The organism is Dongia sp. P2_B8 (assembly GCF_056404715.1).
Window position 1 is genome coordinate 1 of sequence record NZ_JBFUDM010000008.1, and the last position, 11734, is coordinate 11734.

The 11734-nt window shown below is 61.0% G+C and carries 8 protein-coding genes and 1 pseudogene; 3 read left to right on the plus strand and 6 right to left on the minus strand.

What is annotated here, in order from left to right; translation table 11 throughout:
- Window position 1: 1 nt before the first annotated feature.
- The 4 genes and pseudogenes from tuf to rpsL form a co-directional block, all read right to left on the minus strand.
- On the minus strand, window positions 2-1192 hold the full coding sequence (gene tuf / locus AC1DWZ_RS19895; protein WP_477170690.1) for an elongation factor Tu: 1191 nt from the start codon (window positions 1190-1192) through the stop codon (window positions 2-4).
- Window positions 1192-3114, minus strand: a pseudogene (gene fusA, locus AC1DWZ_RS19900) (elongation factor G); the annotation flags it as partial. The pseudogene fusA and the gene tuf, both read right to left, overlap by 1 nt.
- Window positions 3115-3134: 20 nt before the next feature.
- On the minus strand, window positions 3135-3605 hold the full coding sequence (rpsG, locus tag AC1DWZ_RS19905; RefSeq protein ID WP_303980740.1) for a 30S ribosomal protein S7: 471 nt from the start codon (window positions 3603-3605) through the stop codon (window positions 3135-3137).
- A 12-nt stretch (window positions 3606-3617) separates the two neighbouring features.
- Window positions 3618-3989 carry a 30S ribosomal protein S12 gene (gene rpsL / locus AC1DWZ_RS19910; RefSeq protein WP_133613816.1) on the minus strand — a complete coding sequence of 124 codons (372 nt, stop codon included), beginning with the start codon at window positions 3987-3989 and terminating at the stop codon, window positions 3618-3620.
- 587 nt (window positions 3990-4576) lie between these two features.
- On the opposite strand from rpsL, the gene AC1DWZ_RS19915 reads away from it, so the two are divergent.
- The 3 genes from AC1DWZ_RS19915 to AC1DWZ_RS19925 all read left to right on the plus strand — a co-directional run bounded on the left by AC1DWZ_RS19915 (window position 4577) and on the right by AC1DWZ_RS19925 (window position 8945).
- On the plus strand, window positions 4577-6304 hold the full coding sequence (locus AC1DWZ_RS19915) for an SUMF1/EgtB/PvdO family nonheme iron enzyme (RefSeq protein ID WP_477170691.1): 1728 nt from the start codon (window positions 4577-4579) through the stop codon (window positions 6302-6304).
- 211 nt (window positions 6305-6515) lie between these two features.
- On the plus strand, window positions 6516-7340 hold the full coding sequence (locus AC1DWZ_RS19920; RefSeq protein WP_477170692.1) for an alpha/beta fold hydrolase: 825 nt from the start codon (window positions 6516-6518) through the stop codon (window positions 7338-7340).
- Window positions 7341-7439: 99 nt separating this feature from the next.
- Window positions 7440-8945, plus strand: coding sequence for a diguanylate cyclase domain-containing protein (locus AC1DWZ_RS19925; protein ID WP_477170693.1), 1506 nt, complete (start codon window positions 7440-7442; stop codon window positions 8943-8945).
- Here AC1DWZ_RS19925 and AC1DWZ_RS19930 read toward each other — a convergent pair.
- Both AC1DWZ_RS19930 and AC1DWZ_RS19935 read right to left on the minus strand, forming a co-directional pair.
- Window positions 8914-9270: a hypothetical protein gene (locus AC1DWZ_RS19930; protein WP_477170694.1), complete on the minus strand. Its 357-nt coding sequence runs from the start codon at window positions 9268-9270 to the stop codon at window positions 8914-8916. The genes AC1DWZ_RS19925 and AC1DWZ_RS19930 overlap by 32 nt on opposite strands.
- Complete coding sequence (locus AC1DWZ_RS19935; RefSeq protein ID WP_477170695.1) at window positions 9267-11564, minus strand: FdhF/YdeP family oxidoreductase; 2298 nt, start codon at window positions 11562-11564, stop codon at window positions 9267-9269. The genes AC1DWZ_RS19930 and AC1DWZ_RS19935 overlap by 4 nt, the downstream gene beginning before the upstream one ends.
- Window positions 11565-11734: the final 170 nt, after the last annotated feature.

Genomic DNA, 11734 nt, shown 5'->3' on the forward strand with positions numbered 1-11734 from the left:
CTTACTCGACGATCTTGGCGACGACGCCGGCGCCGACGGTGCGACCGCCTTCGCGGATGGCGAAGCGCAGACCTTCATCCATGGCGATCGGGGCGATCAGGTTGACCACCATCGCGATGTTGTCGCCGGGCATCACCATTTCGGTGCCTTCCGGCAATTCCACCGTGCCCGTCACGTCCGTCGTGCGGAAGTAAAACTGCGGGCGATAGTTGGAGAAGAACGGCGTGTGACGGCCACCCTCTTCCTTGGTCAGAATGTAGGCTTCCGCCTTGAACTTGGTGTGCGGGGTGATCGAACCGGGCTTCGCCAGAACCTGGCCGCGCTCGACGTCCTCGCGCTTGGTGCCGCGCAGCAGCGCACCGATATTGTCACCGGCTTCACCGCTGTCCAGCAGCTTGCGGAACATTTCAACGCCGGTCACCGTCGTCTTCACCGTCGGCTTCAGGCCGACGATCTCGACTTCCTCACCGACCTTCACGATGCCGCGCTCGACGCGACCCGTCACCACCGTGCCACGACCYGAGATCGAGAACACGTCTTCGACCGGCATCAGGAACGGACGGTCCTTGGCGCGTTCCGGCTGCGGGATCGAGGCRTCGACCGCCTCCATCAGCTTCAGGATCGCRTCATGGCCCAGCTCCGGGCTCTTGTTCTCAAGCGCCATCAGCGCCGAACCGCGGATGATCGGAATCGTCTCACCCGGGAAYTCGTACTTCGTCAGCAACTCGCGGACTTCCAGCTCAACCAGGTCGAGGAGCTCAGGGTCGTCCACCATGTCGCACTTGTTCATGAACACGACCAGTGCCGGCACGCCGACCTGACGCGCCAGCAGGATGTGCTCGCGGGTCTGCGGCATCGGGCCGTCGGCCGCCGACACCACCAGGATGCCGCCGTCCATCTGCGCCGCACCCGTGATCATGTTCTTCACGTAATCGGCATGGCCCGGGCAATCAACGTGCGCGTAGTGGCGGTTCTTCGTCTCATACTCAACGTGCGCCGTCGAAATCGTGATGCCACGAGCCCGCTCTTCCGGCGCCTTGTCGATCTGGTCATAGGCCGTGAACGTCGCACCGCCCGTCTCCGCCAGAACCTTCGTGATCGCCGCCGTCAGCGACGTCTTGCCGTGGTCAACGTGGCCAATCGTGCCAACGTTGCAGTGCGGCTTGTTACGCTCAAATTTAGCCTTCGCCATACACGGGCGTTGCCGCGGCTGTCCATGCCCTGGACCTGGCCACGACGAGAATTCAGATCGCCGATGACGTCGCCCATGTAATCCTCGGGCGTCACCACTTCGACCTTCATCATCGGCTCGAGCAGCTTCGGACCAGCCTTCGGAATACCTTCGCGGAAGCAAGCGCGCGCCGCGATGTCGAAGGTCAGCACGTTCGAGTCAACGTCATGATAGGCGCCGTCGATCAAGGTCGCCTTGAAGTCGATCAGCGGGAAGCCAGCGATGACGCCGGTTTCCTTGGCGAGCTTCAGGCCTTTTTCGACACCCGGCACATATTCGCGCGGCACCGAACCACCGACCACCGAGTTCTCGAACACGAAACCGGCGCCAGCTTCCAGCGGCTCGAAGCGGATCTTCACACGGGCGAACTGGCCCGAACCACCGGTCTGCTTCTTGTGTGTGTAGTCCTGCTCGACCTTCTTGGTGATGCTCTCGCGATACGCCACCTGCGGCGCACCGACGTTGGCTTCAACCTTGAATTCACGACGCATACGATCGACGAGGATTTCGAGATGGAGTTCGCCCATCCCTTTGATGATCGTCTGGCCGCTTTCCGGGTCGGAATTGACACGGAAGCTCGGATCTTCCTGCGCGAGGCGGTTCAATGCCACGCCCATCTTTTCCTGATCGGCCTTTGATTTCGGCTCCACCGCGACTTCGATGACCGGCTCCGGGAATTCCATGCGCTCGAGAATGATCGGGTGCGCGGGATCGCAGAGCGTATCGCCGGTGGTGGTGTTCTTCAGACCGCAGAGGGCGACAATGTCGCCGGCGCGGGCTTCCTTGATGTCTTCGCGGCTGTTGGCATGCATCAGGAGCATGCGGCCGACACGCTCTTTCTCTTCCTTCACCGTGTTCAAGACGGTGGTGGCCGAGTTGAGGATACCGGAATAGATGCGCACGAAGGTGATCGAACCCACGAACGGGTCGGTCATGATCTTGAAGGCGAGGCCGGAGAAGGCTTCTTCATCCGAGCTCTTGCGGGTCAGCTCGGCATCGCTGTCGACGGCAACGCCCTTCATGTCCGGCACGTCCAGCGGTGACGGCAGGAAGTCGACGACGGCGTCCAGCATCGGCTGCACGCCCTTGTTCTTGAAGGCGGAACCGCACAGTACCGGCACGAAATTGCCGTTGTTGGTGCCCTTGCGGATGAGCTTCTTCAGCGTATCAACATCCGGCTGCTTGCCGTCGAGATAGGCCTGCATGACCTGGTCGTCGAGCTCGACGCACATCTCGACGAGACGGGCGTGATATTCTTCGGCCTTTTCCTTCATGTCGGCAGGAATATCGCCAACCGTGAATTCGGCACCGAGGCTTTCATCCTTCCAGATGAGGCCCTTCATGGCGACGAGATCGACCAGGCCGGCAAATTCGCTTTCCGATCCGATCGGCAGATGAATGACCAGCGGCTTCGCACCCAGGCGGTCGACGATCATGTCGACGCAGCGGTAGAAGTCGGCACCGATGCGGTCCATCTTGTTGACGAAGCAGATGCGCGGCACACCGTACTTGTCGGCCTGGCGCCACACCGTCTCCGACTGCGGCTCAACGCCAGCAACCGAATCGAACACCGTCACGGCACCGTCGAGCACGCGCAAGGAACGTTCGACTTCGATGGTGAAGTCGACGTGGCCCGGGGTATCGATGATGTTGATGCGATGGTCGTTCCAGAAGCAGGTCGTGGCAGCCGACGTAATCGTGATGCCGCGCTCTTGCTCTTGCTCCATCCAGTCCATCGTCGCCGTGCCTTCATGCACTTCGCCGATCTTGTAGGACTTGCCGGTGTAATAAAGGATGCGCTCGGTCGTGGTGGTCTTGCCGGCATCGATGTGGGCCATGATGCCGATATTGCGGTATCGCTCGAGCGGAGTGGTGCGCGCCATGATCTTAGGTCCTTCCGCCCTTACCAGCGATAATGCGAGAAGGCCTTGTTGGCCTCCGCCATGCGGTGGGTGTCTTCGCGCTTCTTCACCGAGGCGCCGCGATTGTTGGCGGCGTCGAGGATTTCGGCAGCGAGGCGGTCGGTCATGGTCTGCTCAGAGCGACCACGGGCAACCGTGATGATCCAGCGAATGGCCAGCGCCTGGGCGCGGTCCGGGCGAACCTCGACCGGCACCTGATAGGTGGCACCACCGACGCGACGCGAACGCACTTCCAGGTGCGGCTTCACGTTGGTGAGGGCTTCGTGGAACAACTTGATGGGATCGCCCTTGGACTTCTTCTCGACGCTTGAGAGAGCACCATAGACGATCGTTTCTGCCGTCGACTTCTTGCCGGCATACATAAGGCTGTTCATGAACTTGGTGAGCACGATGTCACCGAATTTGGCATCCGGCAGAACTTCGCGCTTTTCAGCTGCGTGACGACGCGACATCTCGTGATCTCCTTACTTCGGCCGCTTGGCGCCGTATTTCGAACGACGCTGCTTGCGGTCCTTCACGCCCTGGGTATCGAGCGTGCCGCGGATGATGTGATAGCGAACGCCGGGCAAATCCTTTACGCGGCCACCACGGATCATGACGACCGAGTGCTCCTGCAGGTTATGGCCTTCGCCCGGGATATATGAGGTGACTTCGAAGCCGTTGGTCAGCCGCACGCGCGCGACCTTACGCAGCGCTGAGTTCGGCTTCTTCGGCGTCGTGGTGTAGACGCGGGTGCACACGCCACGCTTCTGCGGGCTCGCTTCAAGCGCCGGCACCTTGTTGCGGGCCTTCAACGGCTCGCGGCCCTGGCGGATCAGCTGGTTAATGGTCGGCATTAGTTCTTCCTCACCTCGTTGCGCGTCCGGGCCGAGCCCATTGGCGCAGATTTGCGACATGCAAATGTTGCCATATGCAAAAGCGACCTCATCGAAGGCCGACGCTTTCGCGTCTCGATGCGGTCGAAAAAACGCCAGATTGCTCATGCTCAGAGGCAGAGGAGCCCTATGTCGCTTCAGATGCTTAAGTCGGGACAGCGTCTAGACTGAAGGGCGCTTCCGCGCCGGGTCATCTACCACCAGCCCCCTTAAAGGCGGGCGGAATATATTGATTCGATATCCCGGGGTCAAGCAGAAGAATCCGGGGTGAAATCGACATTTTTCAAGGGCTTAACCTGGATGCAGCACCGCACGCATGGCTACCATACGATGGGGGCGTAGGGGTCTTCCACCCCTATGCATAGACCGACCCGGTGTTTCCAATCCGGCCGACCCCACAAATGGGTACTTTAATTACCTAAAATACTATCGATCTCGAGGCAACCGGAGTCGAAGCAGCTTGTCACCGAGAAGGCTGGGGGCCTAGCCTCCTCATGCCCGCTCAAAGATAGTCCCAGAGATAGTTGGGAGATAGCCGGGGAGCCCGGATGCGCAAAGCGATCCAGATCCCATGTTACCGGGTCTTCTTCTGCCTGGTGTTCGGCGCTTGGCTGGCCGGCTGGGCACCTTGCCCGGCCGAAGCGGCGCCCCGTGTCGCCCTGATCATCGGCAATGGCGGCTATGGCGAGGCAATCGGCAAGCTTGCAAACCCGACCCACGATGCTGAACTGGTCGCCCAGGCCCTGGCCGAGGTAGGCTTCGATGTCACGACCGTGCTCGACGCTGATCAAAAGGGCATGAAGCGCGCCATTTCCGAATTCGGGAAGCGGCTGGTCGCTGCCGGGCCCGAGGCCACCGGCCTTTTTTATTATGCCGGACATGGCGTGCAGATCAGCGGTACCAATTATCTCATTCCCCTCGATGCCAAGATCGACAGTGAAGCCGATGCGGACATGGAAGCGGTCGATGCCGGCTGGGTCCTCAGGCAGATGGAGTTTGCCGGCAATCGTGTGAATGTCGTGATCCTGGATGCCTGCCGCAACAATCCGCTGTCACGCGGTTTTCGCTCTGCAACCAACGGCCTAGCGCGCATGGATGCACCGAAGGGGAGCTTCATCGCCTATTCGACGGCGCCTGGCGAGGTGGCGCTCGACGGCAGCGACGGCAATAGCCCCTATGCGACCGCTTTGGCAAAGGCCATCGCCGGCAAAGCGACGCCGATCGAAGAAATGTTCCGGAATGTGCGGGTCGATGTGATGGCAGCAACGGGCGAAAACCAGATTCCGTGGGATTCTTCGTCGCTTACTGGGGCCTTCTATTTTCGCGAAGCTATTGTGCCGGCAGAACCCGGCGCGGCGACCGCGGCTCCTGCGCCGGCAATCGTCGCCGAAACAACCGACAGCGCGACACGCAGCCAGATGGGTCAAGGGCTCCCGCCTGCCGGCACTGTCTTTCGCGACTGCCCGGATTGCCCTGACATGGTGGTGATCCCTGCCGGCCGCTTTGTCATGGGCGCACCCAAAGAAGATGAAGACCGGCATCAGGATGAAGCACCAATCCATAAGGTCGCGATCGGCACACCCTTCGCCCTCGCCACCACGGAAGTGACGCGCGACCAGTTTGCCGCCTTCGCTGAAGATACCGGCCACGATATGGATGACGGTGATTGCTATCTGGCCGATGACAAAGGCGGTCACAGCGATGACAAAGCGAACTGGCTGGCACCCGGCTTCGCCCAGACCGGCAGCGAACCCGCCGTCTGCGTGAGCTGGCGCGACGCCGAGGCTTATGCCGCATGGCTAAGCGATCGCACCGGGCAGAATTATCGTCTGCCCACGGAGGCGGAATGGGAATATGCCGCCCGCGCCGGCCGGCGCGGTTTCTTCCCCTGGGACGAGGACAGCGATGACGATGCCTGTCGCATCGGCAACAGCTTCGACAAACAAGGCCTGACGCATTTCCCTGCTCAGGAACCTTCACCCTGCGATGATGGCGTGATTTTCACGGCGCCCGTCGGCAGTTATCAGCCCAACCGCTTCAAGCTGTTCGACATGGCGGGAAATGTCTGGGAATGGGTCGAGGATTGCTACCGGCCCAACTACAAGAATGCACCTTCGGACGGCAGCGCTGTCATCAGCGATTCCTGTGCAGAACATGCGGCACGCGGCGGCAGCTGGATTGACGGGCAATGGGATTTTCGCTTTGCCCGTCGCTACAATGTCGATGGCTGGGGTCGCGAAAATATCCTGGGCTTCCGCTTGGCGCGTGATCTCTAAATCCCGTGGAGTGGCCGCCCGACAATCTGCGATCGGCGCCAACCCCAGCGCGTGCGCCAATCGACGGTCCGGCCGGATAATCATCCAGTTCGTCTGGCAATCTTCATTTTTAGATATCGTTAACCGGAACTGTTTCATTCTGGAGAGGCGACCGGCCGAAAGGTGCCGCGGCTCCAAAATCTAGCGTACATCAGTAGAGAGACGGATGCGCATGGCGACGAACTTCCAACTACCTATGGAGCTCAGCCGCAAATGCCGGATGCACCGGGTGACGGCACGCGGCCAGACGGGACCGCTGCTGGTCCTGATGCATGGTTTCGGCACGGACCAGGATATCTGGCGCCGCGTCCTGCCCGGCCTCATCGATCGCTTTCGCATCATCACCTACGATCTTGCGGGTGCCGGACCCAATGCTGGCATGACGTTCGACCCGCTGCGTTATGCCGATATCGAAGCCCATGCCGACGATCTGCTGCTCATCCTGGACGAACTTGGAATCGAGCGCTGCTACTATGTCGGGGCATCGCTGGGGGCCATGATCGGCGCCTTGGCGGCGATCGAGCAACCGAATCTGTTCCGACGGTTGGTCATGTTGGGTGGTTCACCCCGCTATCTCAATGACGACGGATATGTCGGTGGTTTCGATCAACCCTCGATCGACGGTCTCTATCGGGCCATGAGCAGCAACTATCATGAATGGGTGTCGGGCTTTGCGCCTCTGGTCGTGCGCGGTGGCAACGATGGGGTCCGGGAGTTTGCTGAAAGCCTGATGGCGCTGCGGCCGGACATGGCGCTGTGCATGGCCAAGTCCATTTTCCAGTCCGACCTCAGGGATCGCATGCCCCTCATCAAGGTGCCGACCACGATCCTGCAAATGCAAAGCGATATCGCCGTACCTCTGGATGTTGGTCAATACCTGCATGCCCATATTGCCGGATCGACTCTGGAGGTCATTGCAGCGGAGGGTCATTTTCCGCATATTTCCGGACCTGCCGTCGTCATCGACGCCGTGCGCCGACATCTGCAGGAGACCTAGAATCTGATGGTTGTGTCGGCTGCTGACCGCGCTCAAATCGATAACATTCACTCGCTCTTAGGCCTTTTAGGCCGCGAGAGCGGGGCTAGTGGTGTTGCCTTGCTCGGCTTCGAGACGAGTGGCGAATCCGTATTGGTCCTCGGCTGCGAACCGCAAAGCCTGGCCGGCCGGCGCATTACGGTCAGTGACCGCTTCATCCAGATCGCTGATCGCGGTGTCATCGGCAGCGAAGAAATCATCATGCCGACCACTTTCACCCGCTGGCTGGGACAACGGCCTCGCCATGTTGCGCTGCAGACCTTGCAATTTCCCGCGTTCACCGGCTACCTGCTATTCTGCTGGCAGGAGGATCTACGTAGCGACCTGCCCCTTGCGCGCATCATGGCCGGTGCCAACAGCCTGTTGCCGCCCTTGCTTGAGCGGCATCTGGCGACGCTTGAGCAGCGCCGCCTCGCCGACCAGTTCAATGCGATCATGAGCAATGTCGGGCTCGGCATTGCCTTTACCGATGCCACCGGCCACAGCACCGTCAATCCGGTCGCGGCCAACCTGCTTGACATTCCCAGCGGCTCCGGCGATGCGGCGACTTTGGCTGCTGCCATGCATGAGAAACGCACCCATTGCATCGTGCGGCCTAGCCACGACGTCGAGGGCGGCGGCATGGCCGCGGCGTCCGGCACCAATGCGCAAGGTCCGACTGAATACTGGCTGTTTCCAGCCAAGAAGGAAGATGGTGCCAAAGTTGTCCGCCTGGAAAGCCATGCGGTCGGTGATTTGCAGAATCCCGGCCGCTTCTGGATGTTCACGGATGTGACCCAATTGTGGGACGCAGCCGAACGCATGCAGTCGATCAACAACGAGCTGCAAAGGAACAACACGCGGCTGGCTGCCGAGATCGAGAAGCGCGCCCAGGTCGAGACCGCTTTGCGAGAGCGCGAGGCGGAACTGCAGCGGTACGCCGAAGATCTGGAAATGAGCCGCTCCTCGATCGAACAGCAGGCCCATCATGCCGTTGAGCTGGCCGAGGAGTTGGCGCAGCAAAAGCAGGAACTGGAAGATTCAAAGCGCCAGAGCGACTACCTCGCCAATCACGATCCGCTGACTGGCCTCTTCAACCGCCGCGCCTTTCGCCATCACTTGCAGCAGATGATGGACATTGCTCGCGGCACCAGAGCCCAGGTCGCAGTGCTGTTCATCGACCTCGACAAATTCAAGGCAGTCAACGATACGCTGGGTCACGATGCCGGCGATCAGTTGTTGAAAAAAGTGGCCACCGTGTTAACCGAAGCTCTGCGCGACACGGATCTGCTCGCGCGCTTTGGCGGCGACGAATTTGCCATTGCAACCCGCATTCCTGCGTCCGGTGATCTTGCCAAGATCACGGGCCTCGCCGAGCGCATCCGGCAGAAGCTGCAGATCCCGATGCCGGCACCCACCGGTACCATCGATGTCTGCGGCACGATCGGCATCGGTCTTTACCCGGCAGATGCCGACGACATGGACAATCTGTTCATCCGTGCCGATCAGGCCATGTATGCCGGCAAGAAGGCCGGCCGCAACCGCGTAGTCCTGTTCAAAGACCTGCCGAAGGCACCTGATCAATAAGATGGCTCGAGCGCAGCAAGTGCGCGAAACACGTGGCGCTCTTTTCGCTGGGGTCAAACGTCACACGCTGCGTACGCCGGTCGCGGGCAGTGATATCGACAAGTCCGTGTTGGACCGACAATTCGGTGAGTGCACGAAGCACCAGCGCATGCGCGATGTCAAAGATGCGAGCGAAGCTGCGACTGTCACTGGCAATGCCCAGATGCCTTGCCGCCAGGATACCGGCTGCGAGCGGTGAAAGAGGGGACGACGCCGCCTGCCGAATCGCCGCTACCAGCGACAGGTAATCCGCCTCGGTCACATCCGTGTTCGGACCCTCTGTCACGCTGCTTTCGCCCGCGCCGCAAAGCGCACCAGGACGGATTTGGAGGCTGGCGTATCCGACATATCGCCGGCAGTACCGAGCGGCACCAGCACGTTGAGTTCCGGATAGTAGCCAGCGACGCAACCGCGCGGGATATCATAAGGTACCAGACGGAAATCCGCTGCCACGCGCGGCCTTCCGTCTTCGTGCACGCCGATGACGTCGACGCGGTCGGCAATCTTGGCACCGATGGCCTCGATATCCGCCTTGTTCATGAAGACGACATTGCGTTCACCATAGATGCCGCGATAGCGATCATTCATGCCATAGACGGTCGTGTTGTACTGATCATGGGAGCGGAAGGTCTGCAGCACGAAGATACCCTCGCCCGTCCGCGCCGTCTGGTGTTCGACCGATTCCGGCAAGGCGCCGGCCCAGAAGGTGGCGCGGCCGGTCGGCGTATGCCATGCACGCGCAGCTGCCATATTGGGCAAGTAGAAGCCACGCGGCTTGCGGACGCGGACGTTGTAATCCTCAAAACCTGGAAGGACACGGGCGATGTGATCGCGGATGACGTCGTAATCATCGGCAAGCGCCGCCCAATCGACTTTGGCTGATCCCACTGTCGCTGCCGCCATCCCAGCGACGATGGCGATTTCCGAGCGCAACTCCGGCGAGGCAGGCTCGTTGATGCCGCCGGAGCCATGCACCATGCTCATCGAATCCTCGACCGTCACGATCTGCGAAACGCCTTTGGAGTTAAGATCGATCTCCGTGCGGCCGAGACAAGGCAAAATGAAGCTCACCTCGCCTGGCAGCAGATGCGAATGATTGAGCTTGGTACCGATATGGACGGTAAGTTTCTGGCGTCCCAGGATCTGCGCCACCAGGGCACTGTCCGGCGTCGCACGGGCGAAATTTCCGCCGAGCCCGATGAACGCCTGCGCGCTGCCATCCAGCATGGCACCGATCGCGCCCAGCACATTGTGACCGTTCTCGCGCGGCGGCTCAAAATCGAACTCGTGCGCCAATGCATCCAGGAAGGCTGCTGGCGGCTTCTCATTAATGCCGACGGTGCGATCGCCCTGCACATTGCTATGGCCACGGACAGGGCAGAGGCCTGCGCCGGGACGGCCGAGATTGCCCCGCAGCAGCATGAAATTGGTGATCTCTCGGATTGTGATCACCGAATGCCGATGCTGGGTCACACCCATCGCCCAGGTGCAGATGACGTTCTTGGCGTTGAGATAGATGTCCGCCGCCCACTCGATCTCGGCACGGCTGAGGCCGGACTGGTCCTCGATCTCGGCCCAGGATGTTGCTTCGACGGCAGCGCGGTAGGCGTCGAAATCGGCTGTGTGTTCTCTGAGGAAATCATGGTCAAGCAGGCTCGGCTGACCTGCAGCCAGTGCCACCACATCGGCGGCGAGGGCCGCTTTGCTCATGCCGCGGAATGCCGCCATGTCGCCACCCAGGCGCGGCTGCAGATAGTCGCTGGCGATGGCCGTGCTGCCGCCGCGCAGCATCTGCAATTTGTCCTGCGGGTCGGAGAAGCGCTCCAGTCCCCGTTCGCGGATTGGGTTGAAGACCACGATCCGGGCGCCCCGCATCGCCGCCTTACGCAGGTCGCCCAGCATGCGCGGATGGTTGGTGCCAGGATTCTGCCCGACGACAAAGATGGCATCCGCCTGTTCGAAATCCGCCAGCGTCACCGTCCCCTTACCGACGCCGATCGCCTGGCGCATGGCAACACCACTCGCCTCATGGCACATGTTCGAGCAATCGGGAAAATTATTCGTGCCGTAGAGGCGGACGAACAACTGATAGAGGAAAGCCGCCTCATTGCTGGCACGGCCCGAGGTATAGAACTCGGCGCGATTGGGGTGATCCAGGCTGTTGAGGACACGGCCGATCTCGGCAAAGGCATCGTCCCAGCTGACGCGCAGATAGCGATCGCTGGCTGCGTCATAGCGCAGCGGATGCGTGAGGCGCCCCTGATGCTCAAGGTCGTAATCCGACCATTGCCTTAGCTCGCTCACTTTATGCGCGGCGAAAAAATCTGGCGTGGTGCGCTTGTCGGTGGCTTCCCAGCTGACTGCCTTGACGCCGTTCTCACAGAATTCAAAGGAAGAGCCATGTTCCGGATCGCCCCAGGCGCAGCCCGGGCAATCGAAGCCGTCCGGCTGGTTCGCCTTCAGCATCGTCTTGGCGCCGGTCAACGGCGCACCGCCCGCCAGCAGATGCTTGCCGCAGCTCTTCAGCGCGCCCCAGCCACCTGCGGCCTTGGACTTCTTGCCGATAAATTGCCGACCCATGTGACGCACAGCTCCTTGCCAGCCCCCGATCGGAAACAAGCACGGCCGCCCGCGCGTGCAGGGCACGCGTGTGGTCGACGTTTCCGTCCCATGATGGCTGGAGCTTCGTGAAATGCGGCGAGACAGCGCGGTCTGGCGACCGACTTCAGGATACGCACGCAATGAGCTTG

Excerpts from the sequence above, each read along its gene's own strand:
- rpsG (WP_303980740.1), bottom strand. The coding sequence starts at position 3,605 with ATGTCGCGTCGTCACGCAGCTGAAAAGCGCGAAGTTCTGCCGGATGCC.
- rpsL (WP_133613816.1), bottom strand. The coding sequence starts at position 3,989 with ATGCCGACCATTAACCAGCTGATCCGCCAGGGCCGCGAGCCGTTGAAG.
- AC1DWZ_RS19915 (WP_477170691.1), top strand. The coding sequence starts at position 4,577 with ATGCGCAAAGCGATCCAGATCCCATGTTACCGGGTCTTCTTCTGCCTG.
- AC1DWZ_RS19920 (WP_477170692.1), top strand. The coding sequence starts at position 6,516 with ATGGCGACGAACTTCCAACTACCTATGGAGCTCAGCCGCAAATGCCGG.
- AC1DWZ_RS19935 (WP_477170695.1), bottom strand. The coding sequence starts at position 11,564 with ATGGGTCGGCAATTTATCGGCAAGAAGTCCAAGGCCGCAGGTGGCTGG.